Genomic DNA, 20,445 nt, shown 5'->3' with positions numbered 1-20,445 from the left:
AGGCCGAGATGGACACGGTCCTGCGCGGCGCACTGATCGCCGACGGCACTGGTGGCGAGCCGTACGAGGGCGATGTGAGCATCGGCGAGGGGCGCATCGCCGCGCTCGGCGAGCCGGGCTCGCTCACCGCGACGCGCGTCATCGACGGCACCGGGCTGGTGCTGGCACCGGGGTTCATCGACATGCACGCGCACTCCGACATCCAGGTGCTCGCCGAGCCGGACCACCTCGCGAAGGTCTCGCAGGGCGTCACCACGGAGGTGCTGGGCCAGGACGGGCTCTCCTACGCGCCCGTCGACGACACGACGCTGGCGGCACTGCGCGCCCAGCTGGCCGGCTGGAACGACGACCCACCCGGGTTCGACTGGAACTGGCGCTCCGTGGGCGAGTACCTCGACCGGCTCGACGAGGGCATCGCCGTGAACGCCGCGTACCTCATCCCGCAGGGCTCGGTGCGGATGCTCGCGGTCGGGTTCGCCGACCGGCCCGCCACCGAGTCCGAACTGGACACCATGCGGCGGCTCGTCGCCGAGAGCATGGGCCACGGCGCGTTCGGCCTGTCGTCGGGGCTCACCTACACGCCGGGCATGTACGCGAGCACCGACGAGCTCGTGGCGTTGTGCACGGTGGCGGGCGAGCACGGCGGGTACTACAGCCCGCACCACCGCAGCTACGGCGCGGGCGCGCTGGAGGCGTTCGGCGAGATGGTCGAGGTGTCCCGGCGCTCGGGCTGCCCGCTGCACCTGGCGCACGCGACGATGAACTTCTCCGTCAACAAGGGCAGGGCGCCGGAGCTACTGGCACTGCTCGACGACGCGCTCGCCGACGGCTGCGACATCACGCTCGACACCTACCCGTACCTGCCCGGCGCGACGTATCTGTCCGCACTGCTGCCGAGCTGGGCCGCCGAGGGCGGACTGGACGCCACGCTCGCTCGACTGTCCGATCCGGACACTCGCGAGCGGATCCGCGCCGAGATCGAGGAGACCGGTTCCGACGGCGCGCACGGGGTGCCGATCGACTGGGCCGCCATCGAGATCAACGGCGTCCGCGACCCGGCCAACGCGCACCTCGTCGGCCACAGCGTCGCCGACTCGGCCACCGCACAGGGCAGGCCACCCAGCGAGCTCTACTTCGACGTGCTGCTGGCCGAACGGCTCGGCACGTCGTGCCTGATGCACGTGGGCCACGAGGAGAACGTGCGCGCGATCATGCTGCACCGCACGCACACCGGAGGCAGCGACGGGCTGCTGGTCGGCGATCGTCCGCACCCGAGGGCGTGGGGCACGTTCCCGCGCTACCTCGGCCACTACGTGCGCGAGCTCGGTGTGCTCTCGCTCGCCGAGTGCGTCGCGCACCTCACCGGCAGGGCCGCCCGCAGGCTGCGGCTGCCCGACCGCGGGCTGGTCAGGGAGGGCTACGCCGCCGACCTGGTGCTGTTCGATCCCGGGACCGTCGCCGACACGGCGACGTTCGACCAGCCGAGACAGCAGGCCGAGGGCATTCCGTACGTGTTCGTCAACGGCGTCGCCGCGATCGACGACGGCAGGCCCACCGGAGCCCTCGCCGGTGGCTCTCTGCGCTGCCCAGGGAGGACCGCGTGACGGGATTCGTGACCTGGCTCCAGGAGTCGACGGCCGGGCTGCTGACGCTGGCCGGGGTGTCGATCGCGGTGCTGTTGCTGCTGATCATCCGCGCGAAGCTGGAGCCGTTCATCGCGCTCATCGTGGTGGGCCTGCTGACCGCGCTGGCCGCGGGCGTGCCGGTGGGCTCCCTCGTCGGGTCGGCGCAGAGCGCGTCGGACTCGCTGCTGGAGTCCGGGTTCGGCGGCGTGCTCGGGCACATCGCGGCCATCATCGGGCTCGGCACGATGCTCGGCGCGGTGCTGGAGAAGTCCGGCGGCGCGCAGGTGCTCACCTCGGCACTGCTGCGGGCCTTCGGCGAGAAACGGGCTCCGCTCGCGATGGGCATCGCCGGGCTCATCTTCGGCGTGCCCGTGTTCTTCGACATCGGCATCTTCGTCCTGGCGCCGCTGGTCTACGTGGCGGCGAAGCAGGGCGGCAAGTCGATCCTGCTGTACTGCATGCCGTTGCTGGCCGGGCTGTCGGTGACGCACGCGTTCCTGCCGCCGCACCCGGGCCCGGTCGCCGCGGCGGGGCTGCTGGGCGTCGACCTCGGCTGGGTCATCCTCATGGGCGCCTTCGCGTCGCTGCCGGCGTGGTTCATCGGCGGCGTGCTGTTCTCGTCGTGGATCGGCAAGCGCATCGACGTGCCCGTGCCCGAGGAGATGCTGGCCGCGTCCAAACAGGAAGGCCCCGGCGCCGCCACCGGCGCGCCCTCGCTGGGGCTGGTCTCGTCGATCATCGCGGTACCGCTGGTGCTGATCCTGCTCGGCACGTTCGGCAGCATCTGGCTGCCCTCGGGCTCGACGCTGACCGGTGTGGCGACGTTCGTCGGCACGCCCGCCGTGGCACTGACGATCACGGTGCTGCTCGCGTTCTGGCTGCTCGGCACCCGGCGCGGCATGACGGCGAAGGATCTCAGCGAGCTGTCGAGCACGGCGCTGCGGCCGGTGGCGATGATCCTGCTCGTGGTGGGCGCGGGCGCGTTCTTCGGCACCGTGCTCGCGGAGACCGGCATCGGGGACGCCGTGGCGAACTCGCTCGACTCGGCCGGCCTGCCCGTGATCCTCGCCGCCTACGTGATCAGCTGCGGCATGCGCATCGCGCAGGGCTCGGCGACGGTCGCGATCGTGACCACCAGCGGCATCGTGGCGCCGACCGTGGCCCAGCTCGGCTACTCCCAGCCCCAGCTGGCACTGCTCGTGGTCGCCATCGCGGCGGGCTCGATCATCGCCTCGCACGTCAACGACGGCGGGTTCTGGATCGTCTCCCGCTACTTCGGGATCTCGGTGCAGGACACGTTCAAGACGTGGACAGTGCTGGAGACGATCCTGTCGCTGGTCGGCTTCGGCATGGCCGCGCTGCTGATGGTGTTCGTGTCGTGACGCGTCACGACAGCGGCGAGTACCTGACCTCGGGACGGCCCACGCTGCCGTAGTGCGGCCTGCGCTCGGCGAGCCCGTTGTCGGCGAGGTACTCGAGGTAACGGCGCGCGGTGACGCGCGAGACGCCCGTGGACGTGGCGACGGCCGCCGCCGACAGCCCGTCGGCGGCCTCGACGAGCACCGCGCTGATCGCGTCGAGAGTCGCCCCGCTCATGCCCTTCGGCAACGCGCCGTGGTCGGGCGTGCGCAGGGTCGCGAGCATCCGGTCCACATCGGCCTGTCCGCTGACCTCGCCCGGTTTGGCAATGTGCTCGCGGAACATGGCGTAGCGCTCCAGCTTGTCCCGCAGCGACGCGAACGTGAACGGCTTGAGCAGGTACTGCACCACCCCGGCCGACACCGCGGCCCGCACCACCGCGAGGTCGCGCGCCGAGGTCACGGCGATCACATCCACCGGCGTGCCCGCGGCGCGCAGGGCCTGGCACACGGCGAGGCCGTGGGTGTCGGGCAGGTAGAAGTCGAGGAGCACGAGGTCGACGCGATGCCGTCCGCAGAACCGCACCGCCTCGTTGCCGGCGTGCACCACCCCGGCGACGGTGAAACCGGCCACGCGCTCGACATACTGCCGATGTGCGTCGGCCGCGACCGGGTCGTCCTCCACCACGAGCACGTTGATCATCGGGTGACGTCCCTTCTCGCGGAACCGTAACAGCAGCTCACCGGAGCGGGATCCGCACGGTGAACACGGCGCCGGGATCGTTGACGACATTCACGGTGCCGCCGTGCCTGCGCACGGCCTGCCCCACCAGCGCGAGTCCGAGGCCCCTGCCCTCGGCTCCCCCGCCGGGTTTGGTCGACCAGCCCCTGCGGAAGATGTCCGTCGCGTCGGCGTCGGCGATGCCCGGCCCGGTGTCGGCCACGCGCATCAGCAGTTCGCCGTCGTCGGTCCGCACGGTGACCGTGATGCGGGGCGCGCGCTCCGCCGCCTCCTCGATCGCCGCGTCCACCGCGTTGTCGATCAGGTTGCCGACGATGGTCACCAGGTCGCGCGAGTCGATGTGCGGCGTGGTGTCGTCCATCGCCGTGTCCTCGGTGAGCACCAGCTCGACGCCGCGCTCGCTGGCCTCGCTGGACTTGCCCAGCAGCAGCGCCGCGAGCACGGGCTCCGCGACCGCGCCCACCACCCGGTCGGTGAGCTGCTGCGCCGTCTCGAGCTCCGCCGTGGCGAACTCGACCGCCTGCTCCACGCGGCCCAGCTCCACCAGCGACACCACGGCGTGCAGGCGGTTGGCCGACTCGTGCGCCTGCGAGCGCAGCGACTCCGCGAAACCGCGCACGGTGTCGAGCTCGCCGGTGAGACTCTGCAGTTCGGTGTGGTCGCGCAGGGTCACGACGGTGCCCATCGCGCGGTCGCGCGAGCGCACGGGCACGGTGTTGACCAGCAGCACCCGCGTCTCGGTCACGTGCAGCTCGTCGCTCGCGGGCTCTGTGGAGACGAAGGTGGACACGAGCTCAGGCGCGAGGCCGAGCTGGCCCACCGCCCTGCCCCGGATGTCGTCGGGCAGGGCGAGCAGCTCGCGCGCGGCGTCGTTGCACAGCACGACCCTGCCGTCCCTGCCGACGAGCACGAGCCCCTCGCGCACCGAGTGCAGGATCGCCTCGTAGTACTCGAACATGCCGCTGAGCTCCGCAGGCGCGAACCCGCGCGTCTGCCTGCGCAGGCGCGCGCTCACCAGGTAGCTGCCCGCCATGCCGACCACGAGCACACCGCCTGCCACGGCCAGCACGGGCGGCAGTCGCTGGCTCAGCTCGGCCGAGATGGCGTCCACGGTGATGCCCACCGACACCAGTCCGAGCACCTTGCGGTCGGTGCCGAACACGGGCAGTACCGCACGGACCGAGGGTCCCAGCGTGCCCGTGTAGGTCTCGGTGAACACCTCTCCCCGCAGCGCGGGCGCGGTGTTGCCGATGAACCGCTTGCCGATCAGCTCCGGATTCGGGTGGGTGTAGCGGATCCCCGCCCTGTTCATGATCGTGATGAAGTCGACGCCCGTGTCCGCCCTGACCTGCTCGGTGAAGGGCTGTAGCTCGGCGCTCGGATCAGGCGAGGTCAGCGCATCGCGGACGCCCGGAGAGTCGGCCAGCGTCGCCGCCACCGACACGACCTCGTCGGTCGCCTTCTCGTCGGTGGCCTGCGCCGCGTCCAGATAGGCGAGCAGGGCACCGCCGCCCACCAGCAGGCTCACCAGCACCACCTGCAGCAGGAGCAGCTGGCGGGCGAGGCTCCAGCCACGGCGGGACGGGTCGGTCGAACGCAGACGCACGCGCACATGACATCACAGCCACCGGCGAACGAAATGAACACAACCGTGACCCTCACCCGGCCGGTGCCGATAGTCGTCCTGACGAAATTTGACCCGAGGAGGCAACGTTGCCTGAACCGTCGACAACGGCAGGCCAGGCGCCGAAGCGTCGCGACCGCATGCACTACCTCTACATCGCGGTGATCGCCGCTGTGGTGCTCGGTATCATCGTCGGGTTCGCCGTTCCCGACTTCGCCAAGGAACTCAAGCCGCTCGGCAGCGGCTTCGTGGACCTCATCAAGATGATGATCAGCCCGATCATCTTCTGCACGATCGTGCTCGGCATCGGCTCCGTGACCAAGGCCGCGAAGGTCGGCAAGGTCGGCCTGCTGGCCGTGTCCTACTTCCTTGTGATGTCCACGTTCGCGCTGGGAATCGGCCTCGTGGTGGGCAACATCCTGCACCCGGGCGAGGGCATGCAGCTCGACCCCGAGGCCGCGGCGACAGTCCGCGACCAGGCCTCCGAGGGCAGCGAGAGCACCGTCGACTTCCTGCTCGGGATCATCCCCGAGAGCATGGTGTCGGCCTTCACCGACGGCTCGGTGCTACAGACGCTGCTCGTCGCGCTGCTCGCCGGGTTCGCGCTGCAGAAGATGGGCCGCGCCGGCGAGCCGGTCCTGCGCGGAATCGAGCACATCCAGCGGCTCGTGTTCCGCATCCTGGCGATGATCATGTGGGCCGCGCCGGTCGGCGCGTTCGGCGCGATCGCCGCCGTGGTCGGCGAGACCGGCTGGGGCGCGCTGCGCAGCCTCGCGGTCATCATGATCGGCTTCTACGTCACCTGCCTGCTGTTCGTGTTCGGCGTGCTGGGCTCGGTGCTGTGGTTCGGTGCGCGGATCAACGTGTTCAGGCTGCTGGGCTACCTCGGCCGCGAGTTCCTGCTGATCGTGTCCACCTCGTCGTCGGAGTCGGCACTGCCGAGGCTCATCGCGAAGATGGAGCACCTCGGGGTCAGCAAGCCGGTGGTCGGCATCACCGTGCCGACGGGGTACTCGTTCAACCTCGACGGCACCGCGATCTACCTGACCATGGCGACGCTGTTCATCGCCACGGCCCAGGGCAGCCCGCTGGGCATCGGCGAGCAGATCTCGCTGCTGGTGTTCATGGTCATCGCGTCGAAGGGCGCGGCGGGTGTCAGCGGCGCCGGCATCGCGACCCTGGCCGGTGGCCTGCAGTCGCACCGGCCCGAGCTGGTCGACGGCGTCGGGTTCATCCTCGGCATCGACCGGTTCATGTCCGAGGCCCGCGCCCTGACCAACTTCGCGGGCAACGCGGTGGCCACGGTGCTCATCGGATCGTGGACCAAGGAGTTCGACCGGGAGCAGGCACACCGCGTGTTCTCCGGCGAGGACCCGTTCAACGAAGCGACCCTCGTCGACGATCACAAACCCGAGGCGGATCCCGCCAAGGAACCGGCGACCGTCTAGCGCGGCTCCGGAGCCGGCGTACTCGTCATCCCCCGGCCGGCCCCGAGGAACTCCAGCACACTGGGGTTCGACCGACCGCCAGGTCCTGCTCGCGATCGCGGGCAGGACCTGGCGGTTTTCTCTGTCCGGACGGTTCAGTCGAGCCGCGCGCGCAGGCCATGCAGCCCACGCCGCATCATCGCCGCGTGGTTGACCCGGAACACCGGGTGCGCGACGGGCGAGAGCACGCGCAGCAACCGCTTGCGCACCACGACGTGCTGCGCGATCTCGAGCCACGTGCCGTCGGCGCACGGCTGGACGTGCCCGGTGAGCGAGCCCTCGAGGTCACCGGTCAGCGCGACGCCGAGCCGCCCCGCGCGCTCGTCCTGTTCGACGCGGGTCATCCGCAGCCGCAACGCGAACGGCAGGCTCGCCCTGCACACCAGCTCGGCCGTGCGCTCGTCGACGCGGCTCACCGAACGCACGTCCGGCCACCACACCGGGTAGTTCGCCAGGTCGACGAGCTCGGCGAACACCCGCGGCGCGGGTGCGCCGAGCAGCCACGCGGAACGAAACCGGTAACGGGTCAGCGGCACACCGCCAAGTATGCCGCGCGAACTCAGGCCAGTACCGGCTTGAGGAACTGCCCGGTGTAGCTCTCCTCGGTGTCGGCGACCTGCTCCGGGGTGCCCTCCGCGATCACCATGCCGCCACCGGAGCCGCCCTCGGGACCCATGTCGACGATCCAGTCCGACGTCTTGATCACGTCGAGGTTGTGCTCGATCACGATCACCGTGTTTCCCTTGTCCACCAAGCCGTTGATGACACCGAGCAGCTTCGAGATGTCCTCGAAGTGCAGGCCCGTCGTGGGCTCGTCGAGCACGTACACGGTCTTGCCGGTGGAGCGCTTCTGCAGCTCGCTGGCGAGCTTCACGCGCTGCGCCTCACCGCCGGAGAGCGTCGGCGCCGGCTGACCGAGCCGGACGTAGCCGAGGCCGACGTCCACCAGCGTCTGCAGGTGCCGGTGGATCGCCTTGATCGGCTCGAAGAACTCGGCGGCCTCCTCGATCGGCATGTCCAGCACGTCGGAGACCGTCTTGCCCTTGTAGTGCACCTCGAGCGTCTCGCGGTTGTAGCGGGCGCCCTTGCAGACCTCGCACGGCACGTACACGTCGGGCAGGAAGTTCATCTCGATCTTGATGGTGCCGTCACCCGCGCACGCCTCGCACCGGCCGCCCTTGACGTTGAACGAGAACCGGCCGGGCTGGTAGCCGCGCACCTTCGCCTCCGTTGTGGCGGCGAACAGCTTGCGCACGTGGTCCCACACACCCGTGTAGGTGGCCGGGTTGGACCGCGGCGTGCGCCCGATCGGCGACTGGTCGACGCGCACGAGCTTGTCGACGTTGTCCAGGCCGCGGACCCGGGTGTGCCTGCCGGGCACCTGGCGCGCGTTGTTCAGCTTGTTCGCGAGCACCGTGGCGAGGATGTCGTTGACGAGCGTGGACTTGCCGGACCCCGAGACCCCGGTGACCGAGATCAGGCAGCCGAGCGGGAACGACACGTCGATGCCGCGCAGGTTGTGCTCGCGCGCGCCGACGACGGTCAGCTGGCGCTTCTTGTCCACCGGGCGCCGGATCTGCGGCACATCGATGACGCGCCTGCCCGCGAGGTAGGCACCGGTGAGCGACTCCTTGTTGCGCAACAGCTTCTTGTAAGGTCCACTGTGGACGATCTTGCCGCCGTGCTCGCCCGCGCCGGGGCCGATGTCGACCACCCAGTCGCTCGACCGGATGGTGTCCTCGTCGTGCTCGACGACGATCAGCGTGTTGCCGAGATTGCGCAGGCGCGTCAGGGTCTCGATGAGCCGGTGGTTGTCGCGCTGGTGCAGGCCGATCGACGGCTCGTCCAGCACGTAGAGCACGCCGACCAGGCCGGAGCCGATCTGCGTCGCCAGCCGGATGCGCTGCGCCTCGCCACCGGAGAGCGTTCCGGCCGCGCGGTCGAGCGAGAGGTAGTCGAGACCGACGTCGAGCAGAAACCGCAGGCGGGCCTGGATCTCCTTGAGCACCGCGCCCGCGATGATCGTCTCGCGGGGACCGAGCTCGAGGTCGTCGAGGAAGCCGGAGGCCTCCGCGACCGACAGCGCGCACACCTCGGCGATGGAACGCTCGCCGTGCTCGGCGTGGGCCAACGTCACGGCGAGGATCTCGGGCTTGAGCCTGCTGCCCTGGCACGCGGGGCACGGCACCTCGCGCATGTAGCCCTCGTAGCGCTCGCGCGCGAACTCGGACTCGGTCTGCTCGTGGCGCCGCTCCAGGAACGGGATGACGCCCTCGAAGTTCGCGTAGTACGAGCGCCTGCGGCCGTAGCGGTTGCGATACTGGACGTGCACCTGCTCGTCCACGCCGTGCAGCACGGCCTTCTGGACCTTGGCCGGCAGTTTGCGCCACGGCTGATCCATGCGAAAGCCGACGGTCTCGGCCAGCGACTCCAGCAGCCGCTCGAAGTAGTCGGCGCTCTGGCCGCCCGCCCACGGGGCGATGGCGCCCTCGCCGAGCGACAGCTCGTCGTCGGGCACGACCAGCTCGGGGTCGACCTCTTTGCGCACACCGATACCGGTGCACTCCTGGCACGCGCCGTAGGGCGAGTTGAACGAGAACGAGCGCGGCTCGAGGTCCTCGATCGCCAGCGCGTGACCGTTGGGGCAGGCCAGGTTCTCGGAGAACCCGCGGACCCGGTGTGGATCGTTCTCGGGCAGGTCGACGAACTCCAGCTCGACCAGACCGTCGGCCAGTCGCAGCGCCGTCTCCACCGAGTCGGTGAGGCGCTGCTTCGCGCTGGTCTTGACCGCGAGCCGGTCGATGACCACCCCGATGTCGTGTTTTTCCTGCTTCTTCAGCTTCGGCGGCTCGGTGAGCGAGTACACCGTGCCGTCGACGCGGGCGCGCGCGTAGCCCTGCTGCTGAAGGTTGGCGAACAGGTCGACGTACTCGCCCTTGCGGCCGCGCACGACCGGGGCGAGCACCTGGAACCGGACGCCCTGCTCCATCTCCAGTACCTGGTCGACGATCTGCTGCGGCGTCTGCTTGCTGATCGCCTCGCCGCACTGCGGGCAGTGCGGCTTGCCGGCACGCGCGTAGAGCAGGCGCAGGTAGTCGTAGACCTCGGTGATGGTGCCCACCGTCGAGCGCGGGTTGCGCGAGGTGGACTTCTGGTCGATCGACACCGCGGGCGAGAGGCCCTCGATGAAGTCGACGTCCGGCTTGTCCATCTGGCCGAGGAACTGGCGGGCGTAGGCGGACAGCGACTCCACGTAGCGGCGCTGGCCCTCCGCGAAGATCGTGTCGAACGCCAGGCTCGACTTGCCCGAGCCGGAGAGCCCGGTGAACACGATCATGCTGTCGCGCGGCAGGTCGATGTCGACCCCGCGCAGGTTGTGCTCGCGGGCGCCGCGAACTACGAGGCGATCAGCCACCCGAAGGTCCCTTCACTGGTCTGTGGAGTGCCGAAAGAATCGGCCGCCACCATGCTAGGTCGCACCACCGACAGAAACCGTCGGCTCGGGGCTCGGCCGGAGCTGCGCCTCGGGGACGGACCTCTTCTTCCCGGGGCGCGAACCGGTGAGCACACGGTACGCCGGTCGTTCGACGAGGACGGTCACGAGCCAGCCCAGAACGACGGCGAACGCGACCACCACGGACAAGCGTAACCACCACGGCCCGAAACCGGCTTCCGAGAGGAGCCTGGCGAGCTGGAAACCCAGCGCCTGGTGAATGAGATAGATACCGAAGCTGATCCCGCTCAGCCACGCGATCGGCCTGCGCAGTTTCCGCAGTACAGCGACGTCCCAGTCGGGCCCCTTCGCCGCGAGGCACATGAGCGCGAGCATGACGGTGAACCCGATCACCGGCACGATCACGGATTCACCGGTGCGGAACGCGTACAACCCGATCGTGGCAATGATCATCGGCACGAGGTGGGCGGTCGAGAGCCGGTCGCGCTGCCACAGCCAGATGGCGAGCCCGACCGCGAAGAGGTGGGCGTAGTAGAAGCCGGAGGCCGTCGGCAGCACCTCGATGGCGAGGCTCAGCACCGGCGACGCCGCGGAGAGGCCGATCACGGCCCACAGCACCGTGTGCGGGCGGAACCGGTGCCGGGCGCGGCTGCGCCAGAGCAGCGCCGCACCCGCGAAGGCCAGCACCTGGATCGGCATCGTCCACCACGACCCGTCGATGCGGTGGTACGGATCCGGATTCCACAGGTGCAACAGCGTGCCGTGCAGGATCAGGTCGGCCAGGTCAGGCACGTGCCACGGCGGCAGCGTGCCCGGCGCGGGCTCGGCAGGCACGATCGGCGCGCCGAAGAGCAGTCCGGACAAACCGGGCGGATGCCGCCAGCCGTTGAATCCGACCACCAACAGGCGCGCCGACACGTAGGTGATCAGCAGGGCCACGAGGTAGGCGGGCAGCACCCGCGCCAGCCGGGCCCGGAACCACGTGCCCGCGGCGCCGCGGCGGATGGTCGGGCCGATGAAGTAGCCGGAGAGCACCAGCAGGGTGGCCGTGCCGAACGGAGCACTGAAGGCGACGGGATAGGGCTCGATACCGGGCACCCGTGCGGCCAGTGCCGTGACGTGACCCGTCACCACGAAGACGATCGCGATCACCCGGATGACGTCCCAGCTGAGCCGCCGCGACGACGCACGGTGAGACCGCGAGAACGTCGTCACAGATTTTCCTCATTGCCGGTGATCTCGATCAGCGCACACTAACCGGGAGTGCGGGCGTCCCCTCGATCGGGGCGCGATCACCTACTACCGTGGGCCTGGTGAACGTCGTTGAGGAGTACACCGGCCACGTCGAGCCAGGGGGCGACGCCGCGCGGCGCACGCTCGACGCGCTGACCATCACCAAGATCTCCGTCGGCCCGATGGACAACAACGCCTACCTGCTGGTCTGCCAGGCCACCAACGAGGCGCTGTTGATCGACGCGGCCAACGACTCGGAGCGCATCTCCGATCTCATCGGGCACGGTCCCGACCGGCCCGCGCTGCGCAAGATCGTCACCACGCACCAGCACGGCGACCACTGGCAGGCGCTGGGCGCGGTCGCGGGCGCGAACGGGTCCTACACCGCCGCCCACCCCGCCGACGCGGACCCGCTGCCGGTGCCGCCGGACTTCCTGCTGGAGCACGGCGACACCATCACGGTCGGCGACTGCACGCTCGAGGTCATCCACCTGCGCGGCCACACGCCGGGCTCGCTGGCGCTGCTGTACCGCGACCCGGCGGGCCACCCGCACCTGTTCACGGGCGACTCGCTGTTCCCAGGCGGCGTCGGCAAGACGAACTCGCCGGAGGACTTCACCTCGCTGCTGAATGACGTCGAGGAGCGGGTCTTCGGAGAGCTGCCCGACGAGACGTGGTTCTACCCGGGCCACGGCGACGACTCGACTCTCGGCGAGCAGCGCCCGAAGCTGGAGGAGTGGCGCGAACGCGGCTGGTGAGCGCGAGCCCGGCTCAGACGGCGATGATCTCGATCATGCCGCCCAGACCCTGGAAAGTCCCGGCATTGCGCGTGTAGAGCGGCAATCCCCGTGACGACGCGATCGCGGCGATCATGAGATCCATGCGCCGCGGTCGCGGATCCCGGTTCGCGGCGATGACCAGGGCGACCAACGTCCCGTACCTGGCGGCCGCGTCGCTGTCGAAGGGCAGCGGCACGAAATCGACGATGGCGGCGCCGAGCTTCTCGTTGCGCGCCGCGCGGACGACGGCATCCTGCGCCGTGGCCACGCCCTGGTGCAGTTCGGCGATGGTGATCGCGGTGAGCTCCGGAACGGTGGGCAGCGCCGCCGGGTCCAGCAGACCGAGGTCGATGTAGGTGCAGGTGTCGAGCACTCCGGTCTCGTGCTCAGCCACGACCGCGGTTCCACGTGTCGTCGGCGTCGACCTGGTCACCGCCGAGGAACTCGTCGGCTTCCTCTCGCAGGTGCACGGCGTCGACCGGCGCGAGCCTGCGATGCCGCTCGACCAGTTCCCCGGCGGTGAGACGACGCCGACGCGCAACCGGCCGGAGTTCCGCCACCTCCACGCCGTTGCGGGTGACGTGATAGGTCTCCCCCGCCTCGACGGCGTCCATGACGGCGGCGGAGTTGTTCCGGAACTCGCGCTGCGTGATCACCTTCATGCCCTCAAGCGTAGCCAGGTGTAGCACACGGGGCTACACCTGTGGCAGCTGTCGTCGGCGGTCCCGCGCTCAGCCCGCTCGGCCCGCCAGTGCTCTGATCGACTCCGTGCCCGGCCCCGACGGGAGGAACGGCAGCAGCGTCGACGTCGGTGTCGGCACCGACGCGCGGAGCCTGCGCAGTTCCGGTTCCTGGTAGCGCACACACTTGTCGTGCCATTCCAGGATTCCCGACATCCAGTCCTTCAGACCGTGGGCGTGGCGGGTCAGGATCTCGCGCACCGGCTCGTCCACGTCGTGCTCGGCGAACAGTGCGGGCAGGCCCTCCGCCACGAGCGTCTCGAACTGTCTCATCCGCTGTTCCATCAGGTGCGCCACCAGGTCGCGCGCGCGAATCCGGTCGGTGTTCAGGAATTTCTCGACCACCAGCACCATGTTGTGCACCTCGCCCTCGAACTCCACCTCCTTCTGGTACGAGTAGAGGTCGTTGGTGAAGCACGCGTAGTCCTGCGCCGCCGTCTCCAGCTCTCGCAGCACCCTGGTCTGGTACAGGAACGCGGGCACCTCGTCGGCGTGGGCGAGCCGTGCCAGGCCGATCGTCATGTCCGAGCCGAACGTCCTGCGCCGCATCTCCACGTAGTCCACCGGATCCGGGATCCGGTGCTGTGCCTGGTTCGCCAGCTCCCACAACCAGCTCGCCGTCATGTCGCGCACCGCGGTGCGGAACTGTTCGCGCGCGAAGCCGGGCATCGGTCGCGCCGTGCGCTGCCACAGGTCGGCCAGGCCGCGTTCGAGCGCGGTCAGCGGCTCCGGGGTCTCCCCCGCGTCGAGCGGCATGAACAGCGCCAGCCTGTCGTCACACGCCTTGGCCGCGGCGAGATCGCGGCTCGCGCCGAACACGGCCGGGTAGTAGTCGTCGCCGAAGGTGCCCCAGCTCAGCCAGTCCGTGGACAGGTACAGCTGCTCCGGTTCGGCGTCGGCGTGGATCATTGACGCGCAGTGCGCGAGGTCGAGGCCGGCGAAGCGCTGCTCGTCCCACACCCCACCGGCCTCGACGCCCGGCACCGAGTCGAGCAGCCCCACTTCTCGCGCCCACGCCAGCGAACTGCTGCGCGCGTCGTCGAGGTGGGGGCTCATGCGGAACGCGTACGGCAGGTAGAGCTCCGGCACCGGGAGCGGGCCCACGGGAGCGAACGGCACGTGGGAGTGAGCCCGGACCCGGTCGCGAACGCCGGGTGCGAGGTTGAGCCGCGCGGACCCGGCGGCACCCTCGTTCATGTACCTGCTGGACATCGCGTGCCACTCGTGACCGCCTGCCTGCCAGTCCTGCAGTCCCTTGGCGTAGGCGAGTACCGCGGCCTGCTCGTGCGGCGGCGCGGCGTGCTCGGCCAGCAGCGCGGGCACCTCGGTGAGCGCGGTGTTCTCGAACTGCTGCAGACGCGAGGTCAGCAGGTCGTTGACGAGGTCGGCCGCGCGCTGTGTCGGACAGTCGAGGAACCGCTCGAACACCAGCACCGCGTTGGAGTTCTCCCCCTCGTCACAGACCTCGCGCTGGTACGAGAACAGGTCGTTGCGCAGGTGGACGGCGTCGGAGAACGTGTCGGTGAGCACCCGCACCGGGCGGGCGTGCGCGAGCGAGGCAGGCAGTTCGGCGCGCACGGCGTACTCCACGAGGTTCGCCGACCACGGCGCCCCGCCGACCCTGCGCCGCATCTGGATGTACTCGATGGGGTTGGCGATGCGGCCCTGGTCGATGTTGTCGAGCTCCCACATCGACTCGACCATGAGGTTGTGCGTGCTGGTGCGGAATCGCCTGCGCCAGGCGGGCGACATCGCGGGCACGGTGCGTTCCCACAGGTCCCTCAGTCCCGATTCGGCGGGATTCTCCGGTTCGGGTGGCCGCTCGTCGTCGGTCATGAACAGCTCGAGCCGGTCGAGGTAGGCCTGCGCTCCGCCGAGGTCGCGGGAGTACTTGAACTGCTCGAGGAAGTGGTCGTCGAAGAAGAACACCCAGACGTACCAGTCGGTGATCACGTCGAGTGCCGGTCCCGAACAGTCCGGGTGGGTGAAGGCGCACATGAGCGCATAGTCCATTGTGGCCAGATCCTCGTCCGTCCACACCACACCGCCGCCGGGTTTCGGCGCGTCGAGCATGCCCATCCGGCGCGCCCAGTCGGTGCTGTGCGTGCGGGTGCCCTCCAGGTTCGGGTTGATCCTCGCGGGATGGGGCAGGTAGAAGTCCGGCAGCGTGAAAGCCTGCATGCGCGTTCCAACTCCTCGGGGCCGACGGCGGTGCTGCGCTCCGGACTCGACGCTCGCAGTCGCCCGCCGCACCGGGCTACGGCCGCGAGGGGGAACCGGCGGGACGGTGGGAGGACCCGGCGAGAACACGGTCCGTGACGGCAGTGGTGACTTCCTTCCGACTTTCGACGGGTTGCCGCCAACTGTTCACAGCCACCAGCCTGACCTCATGTCGAAGACTCGCCGGGTATCCGTCGCCGCCGCCGGCCTTGGCCTGCTCCTCGCAGCCACCGTGCCCGCGACCGCGCAGGAGTCAGCCGAATCGGTGTACGAAGCGCGTACCGCCACCGCCGAGCAGCGCAGCGCGATCGCCGCCACGGGCGTCGACGTGCTGGGCGCCCGCGACGGGACCATCACGTTCGTCGCCGACCAGGAACGAGCCGAGCAGCTGCGCGCCGACGGCTTCGGCCTCGAGCGCGTCGGCGACGCGCCCGCGCCGGACACCGCGAAGACCACGGAAACCACCGCCGCGGCGGACTTCCCCGAGGGCGACGAGGGTTACCACACCTACGCCGAGCTGACCGACAAGCTGGAGCAGGCCGCGAGCGACCACGGCGACATCGCCCAGCTGTCCTCGGTCGGCGACTCGTTCGAGGGCAGGGCCCTGCACCTGCTGAAGATCAGCGGCAACGCCGCGCAGGACGAGGACGAGCCCGAGGTCCTGTTCACGTGCAACCAGCACGCGCGCGAGCACCTGACCACGGAGATGTGCCTGCGCATCGTCGAGCGCTTCACCGACGGCTACGGCAGCGACCCCGCGATCACCGAGTTCGTCGACAGCCGCGAGATCTACGTGATCCCCACGGTGAACCCCGACGGTGCCGAGTACGACATCAGTGGCGGCGAGTACCAGGGCTGGCGCAAGAACCGGCAGGACCAGGGCACCGACGTCAACCGCAACTGGGGATACGAATGGGGCTGCTGCGGCGGTTCCAGCGACGATCCCGCCGACGAGACCTACCGCGGCACCGAGGCGTTCTCGTCACCGGAGGCCAAGGCGGTGGCCGACTTCGTCGACTCGCGCGTGGTCGGCGGCGCCCAGCAGATCACGGCGCACATCGACTTCCACACCTACTCCGAGCTCGTGCTGTGGCCCTACGGCTACACCTCCGACGACACCGCCGAAGGCATGACACCGGAGGAGGCCAAGCGCTTCGCCGACGTCGGCACCGAGATGGCCGAGAGCAACGGCTACACGCCACAGCAGTCGAGCGACCTCTACATCACCGACGGTTCGATCAACGACTGGATGTGGGGCGAGCACAAGATCCTGAGCTTCACCTTCGAGATGTACCCGGCCTCGGGCGGCGGCATCGACGGCTTCTACCCGCCCGACGAGCAGATCGGGCCGCAGACCGAGCGCAACGACGAGGCCGTGGACATCCTCCTGCGGGAGGCAGGCGGCACCGCGGCGTCCGCACGGTCCTAACCGGACTCGCGGCTGACCGTGCCCGTGCTCGCGGGCACGGTCGGCCGCGCTTCAGCCGTAGAGCTGGGCCAGCTCCTCGGCCCGGTCGAACGGTGACCAGTCGACGTCGCGGCCGTCCAGCTGGGCGAGCATCACCTCCAGGCCCGCGTGCCAGCCCGCGGCGGCGGGCGCGAGGGTGTCGCGGTCGTCGACCACGTTGGTGAAGACCACGTGGCAGCCGCCCTCGCCGTCGGACGTGAGCTCCCAGCGCAGCAGCTCCTCGCCCCACGTGAACTCCAGCAGCTTCGGCGGGTCGGCCCGCAGCACCTCGCCCTCGGTGACGTGGCCGGGATCCATGCCGTAGCGCCGGATCTGTTCCGGCGTCACGCCGAACCGCAGCCGCGCGCCGGGGCTCAGATCGAACTCCACGACGGCGGGAAACCACGACCGCAGGTGCTCGGGCTCGGTGATCGCACGCCACACCTTCTCCGGCGCGTGCCGCACGTGCCGCTCGAACCGCAGCGCGGGCCTGCCGTCACCGGTCTCGATGACGGAGCCCCGCTCCAGTTCGGCAGCATAGGCAACGCGCAGGCTCTCGGTGCGCTCGGCAGGCCACGGGCACCGGATGTCGCCGTGCAGCGCCGCGAAGAACAGCTCGAGATGCGTCTGCCACGCCGCGAGCGCGGTGGCGCGCCGCTGGGCCAGCTGCGCGGGCACGGTCTGGGTCACCACCAGGCGCGTGCCGACCGGCTGCTGCTCGCGCAGCTCGAACCGCACGTGCCCGGCGGGCGCGCCGTCGTGCAGCCACGCGTACTCGACGACGCGGCCCTGCTCGACGAGCGTCACCTCACCGGGCTCGTCATAACCGTGTGTGAACCGGATCGGAGCCTGCTCGCCCGCACTCGGCTCGTCGCCCTCGGCGAGCGCGCGCCACACGGATTCGGGCGCCTGCACCAGATCGCGCTCGAAACGGATCAGGTGGCCGGACCCCGTGGGCCTGGTCTGGCCTCGGCCGAGACCGAAGCGCTCGACGTAACGCTCGGCGCGGGCGAGGAACACCGCGGGGCCGATCTCGGGCGCAGGCGTGCCGTCGAGCCACGCGCTCAGCTGGCCGAGGCAGAGATCCCAGCCGGGAGCCTGCCGCGCCACCGACGGGACGTCGCCCGCCGTGCCGGTGCCGCCGAGTGTGTGGCTGAACCGCAGCAGGCAGCCCGCGCCGTCGGGCACCAGCTCGAACCGCAGCGCCGAGTCCGCCCACCGGAAGGCGTACACCCTGGGCGGGTCGAACTCGAGCACCTCGCCTTCGGCGAAGTCTCCCTCGGCGGCCTGCTCGCCGAAGCGGAAGCGCATCCGTGCGCCGATCGCGGGCTCGGTCTCGATCGCGGCGGGGAACCAGTGCGCCGACTCGGCGGGGTCGGTCACTGCGCGCCACACCTTCTCGGGCGCGTGGTCGAGCCTGCGTTCGAAGCGCAGCACCGGTTTTCCGGCCACGACGTCCAGCGTGCCCAGCGACTCGAGATCGCCGAGCACGGTGTCCACCAGCACCTCGAGACACTCAAGCCAGCCCTGCCGGGTCTGCTGGGCCCAGTCGTTGTCGGCGAACGAGTGCAGGAACGTGAGCACGCAGCCGGTGCCGTCGGACTCGAGCTCGAACCGGAGCCGGTGCGTCCCCGTCTCGTCGTCGAACTCGTCGAACGCGAACACCGACGGCTCGGTCAGCTCGGTGATCTCGGCGCGGACCTCGTTGCCCTCCTCGTCGCGGAACCGGATCACGCCACCGACCCTCGCGTCGAACTCGGCGGCGGCGAACGGGTACCACCGGCTCAGGTGCTCGGGTTCGGTGAGCGCGCGCCACACCTTCCGGCGCGGGTGCGCCAGGCGACGTTCGAAGCGCAGCTCCCACCCCTGGTCCACGCGCCGCATCTCGTCGTTCACGAGTCGTCCTTCCCATCGAGGTCGTCGTCGGGCATCGCGTCGAGGTGCCGCTCCAGCGCGTCGAGCCGCTCGTCCCAGAACCGCCGGTAGGGCGCGAGCCACGACTCGACCTCCAGCAGTGGTTCGGGGCGCAGCCGGTACCAGCGGCGCTGGGCGTCGTGCCGCACGTCGACGAGCCCGGCCTCGCGCAGCACCTTGAGGTGCTTCGACACGGCGGGCTGGGTCAGCGTGAGCCGGTCCACGAGATCGCCCACCACGCGCTCCCCGTCGCGCAGCAGGTCGAGGATCTGCCTGCGCCGGGGCTCGGCCAGGACCTCAAACGTTGTTGCCACTCCAGTAATATAACCAACTCGGAATACACGGGCAACCTCACGACCGCCGCCACTGCGCGTGCAGCCGGCGGAAGGCGACCAGCTCCACGGCGATCAGCACGGCCACCGATTCGGCGGCCAGCAACCCGATCAGCACGAGCAGCTGGGTCACGCCCGCCTGCACCGGCCCCGCGCCACCCAGCAGCACCCCGACGAACGCGCCGGGCAGCGTCACCAGCCCCACCGTGCGCGTCTGGTCGAGCGGCGGGATCAGCGCGTGACCGGCCGACGGCCTGCAGATCTCGAGTGCCGCGGCACGCTGGGGCAGACCGAGCGCGAGCGCGGCCTCGTACTCGCCGTAGCGGGTGCGCAGCTCCTCGACGGCCCTGCGCGCGGCCTGCGACGTCGCCGTCATCGCCCCGCCGATCACGATGCCCGCGATGGGCACCACGGCCACCGGGTGCAGCGGCACCACGCCCGAGGCGAGCACCAGCCCGAGCACCGGCACCACCCCGCCACCGAGCGCGAGCGCCACCCACGCCGCGTCCCTGGGGGCGCCGATGCGCTTCGCGGCGGTGAGCACCGCGATCGTGAACATGAGCAACACGAATCCCGTGGTCAGCCAGCCCGAGCGCAGGATGCCGACGATCACCAGCGAGACCGCCGCGAGCTGCGCGGCCGCCCGCACGCCGGCCACGAGCACCGAACGCCCGGACCCGAGCCCGCCGAGCCACACGACCACGGCGGCGATCGCGAGCAACAGCACGAGCACGACCACCAGCGCCGGACCGGCGACGACAGCACCATCAGTCACACCAAGAATCGTGGCCCACGACGGCGCTAACCTCGACCCCGTGACCCAGAACGAGGCCGCAGAGCCCGAGTACCCGCAGACCCGCTTCCAGCCCCCTCCCGGAGCCGCCAGCATCCTGCTGGTCCGCCACGGCGCGTCGGCCCCGGCCCGCGAGAGCGAACCGTTCCCGCTGGTCGGCGGCCAGGGCGACCCCGAACTCGCACCGGAGGGCCGCGACCAGGCCAAGCTCGTCGGCGAACGACTCGCGGGAGAGTCCTTCGCCGCGCTGTACGTGACGACCCTGCGCCGGACCGCGCAGACCGCCGCGCCGCTCGCGGACCGGCTGGGACTCACCCCGGGCGTGGTCGCGGACCTGCGCGAGGTGCATCTCGGCGAGTGGGAGAGCGGGATCTTCCGCAAGCACATCGCCGAGGGCCACCCGATCGCCCGCGAGCTGGCCGAGAAACAGCGCTGGGACGTCATCCCCGGGGCGGAGTCCACCGACGCGTTCGCGGCCAGGGTCCGGGGCGCCATCGACCGGCTGGCGGCAGCGCACGCCGGCGAGCGGATCGCGGTGTTCACCCACGGCGGGGTGATCGGCCAGGCCCTGGCGCTCGCGAGCGGAGCGAGGCCGCTGGTATTCGCGGGCGCCGACAACTGCTCGATCTCGGAGCTCGTGGTGACCGAGGGCCACTGGCTGGTGCGGCGGTTCAACGACACGGTCCACCTCGACTAG

Annotated in this window: 17 protein-coding genes; 6 read left to right on the top strand and 11 right to left on the bottom strand. The window is 70.4% G+C overall.

What is annotated here, in order from left to right; genetic code table 11:
- Positions 1–8: 8 nt before the first annotated feature.
- Positions 9–1,604: an N-acyl-D-amino-acid deacylase family protein gene (locus JHE00_RS29805; RefSeq protein WP_200324525.1), complete on the top strand. Its 1,596-nt coding sequence runs from the start codon at positions 9–11 to the stop codon at positions 1,602–1,604.
- Positions 1,601–3,007 (top strand): GntP family permease, encoded by a 1,407-nt coding sequence (locus JHE00_RS29800; RefSeq protein WP_200324523.1) that lies wholly within the window; start codon positions 1,601–1,603, stop codon positions 3,005–3,007. The genes JHE00_RS29805 and JHE00_RS29800 overlap by 4 nt, the downstream gene beginning before the upstream one ends.
- A gap of 4 nt (positions 3,008–3,011) precedes the next feature.
- Here the strand turns inward: JHE00_RS29800 and JHE00_RS29795 are convergent, their stop codons facing one another.
- Both JHE00_RS29795 and JHE00_RS29790 read right to left on the bottom strand, forming a co-directional pair.
- On the bottom strand, positions 3,012–3,686 hold the full coding sequence (locus JHE00_RS29795; protein ID WP_200324522.1) for a response regulator: 675 nt from the start codon (positions 3,684–3,686) through the stop codon (positions 3,012–3,014).
- Positions 3,687–3,723: 37 nt separating this feature from the next.
- On the bottom strand, positions 3,724–5,331 hold the full coding sequence (locus tag JHE00_RS29790) for an ATP-binding protein (protein ID WP_372440513.1): 1,608 nt from the start codon (positions 5,329–5,331) through the stop codon (positions 3,724–3,726).
- A 158-nt stretch (positions 5,332–5,489) separates the two neighbouring features.
- On the opposite strand from JHE00_RS29790, the gene JHE00_RS29785 reads away from it, so the two are divergent.
- Complete coding sequence (locus tag JHE00_RS29785; RefSeq protein WP_200324623.1) at positions 5,490–6,797, top strand: cation:dicarboxylate symporter family transporter; 1,308 nt, start codon at positions 5,490–5,492, stop codon at positions 6,795–6,797.
- A gap of 134 nt (positions 6,798–6,931) precedes the next feature.
- Here the strand turns inward: JHE00_RS29785 and JHE00_RS29780 are convergent, their stop codons facing one another.
- Genes JHE00_RS29780 through JHE00_RS29770 form a run of 3 tightly spaced genes read right to left on the bottom strand, consistent with a single transcriptional unit; the run spans position 6,932 to position 11,505 of the window.
- Positions 6,932–7,372 carry an SRPBCC family protein gene (locus JHE00_RS29780; protein WP_200324520.1) on the bottom strand — a complete coding sequence of 147 codons (441 nt, stop codon included), beginning with the start codon at positions 7,370–7,372 and terminating at the stop codon, positions 6,932–6,934.
- 23 nt (positions 7,373–7,395) lie between these two features.
- Positions 7,396–10,251 carry an excinuclease ABC subunit UvrA gene (gene uvrA / locus JHE00_RS29775; RefSeq protein ID WP_200324518.1) on the bottom strand — a complete coding sequence of 952 codons (2,856 nt, stop codon included), beginning with the start codon at positions 10,249–10,251 and terminating at the stop codon, positions 7,396–7,398.
- 54 nt (positions 10,252–10,305) lie between these two features.
- On the bottom strand, positions 10,306–11,505 hold the full coding sequence (locus tag JHE00_RS29770; RefSeq protein ID WP_200324516.1) for an acyltransferase family protein: 1,200 nt from the start codon (positions 11,503–11,505) through the stop codon (positions 10,306–10,308).
- Between the two features lie 98 nt (positions 11,506–11,603).
- Here JHE00_RS29770 and JHE00_RS29765 point away from each other — a divergent pair, with 98 nt between their 5' ends.
- Positions 11,604–12,281 (top strand): MBL fold metallo-hydrolase, encoded by a 678-nt coding sequence (locus tag JHE00_RS29765; RefSeq protein ID WP_200324514.1) that lies wholly within the window; start codon positions 11,604–11,606, stop codon positions 12,279–12,281.
- A 13-nt stretch (positions 12,282–12,294) separates the two neighbouring features.
- On the opposite strand, the gene JHE00_RS29760 is transcribed toward JHE00_RS29765, so the two are convergent.
- The 3 genes from JHE00_RS29760 to JHE00_RS29750 all read right to left on the bottom strand — a co-directional run bounded on the left by JHE00_RS29760 (position 12,295) and on the right by JHE00_RS29750 (position 15,223).
- Positions 12,295–12,696, bottom strand: a complete 402-nt coding sequence (locus JHE00_RS29760; RefSeq protein ID WP_307832177.1) for a type II toxin-antitoxin system VapC family toxin — start codon at positions 12,694–12,696, stop codon at positions 12,295–12,297.
- Entirely contained in the window at positions 12,689–12,964 is a 276-nt protein-coding gene (locus JHE00_RS29755) for a type II toxin-antitoxin system Phd/YefM family antitoxin (RefSeq protein WP_200324512.1), read from the bottom strand. The genes JHE00_RS29760 and JHE00_RS29755 overlap by 8 nt, the downstream gene beginning before the upstream one ends.
- 69 nt (positions 12,965–13,033) lie before the next feature.
- Entirely contained in the window at positions 13,034–15,223 is a 2,190-nt protein-coding gene (locus JHE00_RS29750; protein WP_200324510.1) for a terpene synthase family protein, read from the bottom strand.
- Positions 15,224–15,431: 208 nt separating this feature from the next.
- On the opposite strand from JHE00_RS29750, the gene JHE00_RS29745 reads away from it, so the two are divergent.
- Positions 15,432–16,691: a M14 family metallopeptidase gene (locus JHE00_RS29745; protein ID WP_200324508.1), complete on the top strand. Its 1,260-nt coding sequence runs from the start codon at positions 15,432–15,434 to the stop codon at positions 16,689–16,691.
- Between the two features lie 51 nt (positions 16,692–16,742).
- On the opposite strand, the gene JHE00_RS35355 is transcribed toward JHE00_RS29745, so the two are convergent.
- The 3 genes from JHE00_RS35355 to JHE00_RS29720 are packed head-to-tail and all read right to left on the bottom strand — an operon-like array spanning position 16,743 to position 19,730.
- Positions 16,743–18,605 carry an SRPBCC domain-containing protein gene (locus JHE00_RS35355; protein ID WP_307832176.1) on the bottom strand — a complete coding sequence of 621 codons (1,863 nt, stop codon included), beginning with the start codon at positions 18,603–18,605 and terminating at the stop codon, positions 16,743–16,745.
- Positions 18,602–18,937 carry an ArsR/SmtB family transcription factor gene (locus JHE00_RS29725; protein WP_200324506.1) on the bottom strand — a complete coding sequence of 112 codons (336 nt, stop codon included), beginning with the start codon at positions 18,935–18,937 and terminating at the stop codon, positions 18,602–18,604. Before JHE00_RS29725 ends, JHE00_RS35355 begins: the two co-directional genes overlap by 4 nt.
- A gap of 37 nt (positions 18,938–18,974) precedes the next feature.
- Positions 18,975–19,730: an ABC transporter permease gene (locus JHE00_RS29720; protein ID WP_200324504.1), complete on the bottom strand. Its 756-nt coding sequence runs from the start codon at positions 19,728–19,730 to the stop codon at positions 18,975–18,977.
- Positions 19,731–19,770: 40 nt separating this feature from the next.
- On the opposite strand from JHE00_RS29720, the gene JHE00_RS29715 reads away from it, so the two are divergent.
- Positions 19,771–20,445 (top strand): histidine phosphatase family protein, encoded by a 675-nt coding sequence (locus tag JHE00_RS29715; protein ID WP_200324502.1) that lies wholly within the window; start codon positions 19,771–19,773, stop codon positions 20,443–20,445.

The sequence above is a fragment of the Prauserella cavernicola genome, from assembly GCF_016595675.1.
Lineage (GTDB): Bacteria > Actinomycetota > Actinomycetes > Mycobacteriales > Pseudonocardiaceae > Prauserella_A > Prauserella_A cavernicola.
Note: the sequence above shows the minus strand (reverse complement) of the source record. Positions and strands in the feature narration are given on the sequence as shown.

Bases quoted from the DNA above. Each gene is read 5' to 3' on its own strand.
- JHE00_RS29745 (WP_200324508.1), top strand. From the start codon at position 15,432: ATGTCGAAGACTCGCCGGGTATCCGTCGCCGCCGCCGGCCTTGGCCTG.
- JHE00_RS29805 (WP_200324525.1), top strand. From the start codon at position 9: ATGGACACGGTCCTGCGCGGCGCACTGATCGCCGACGGCACTGGTGGC.
- JHE00_RS29785 (WP_200324623.1), top strand. From the start codon at position 5,490: ATGCACTACCTCTACATCGCGGTGATCGCCGCTGTGGTGCTCGGTATC.
- JHE00_RS29750 (WP_200324510.1), bottom strand. From the start codon at position 15,223: ATGCAGGCTTTCACGCTGCCGGACTTCTACCTGCCCCATCCCGCGAGG.
- JHE00_RS29795 (WP_200324522.1), bottom strand. From the start codon at position 3,686: ATGATCAACGTGCTCGTGGTGGAGGACGACCCGGTCGCGGCCGACGCA.
- JHE00_RS29755 (WP_200324512.1), bottom strand. From the start codon at position 12,964: ATGAAGGTGATCACGCAGCGCGAGTTCCGGAACAACTCCGCCGCCGTC.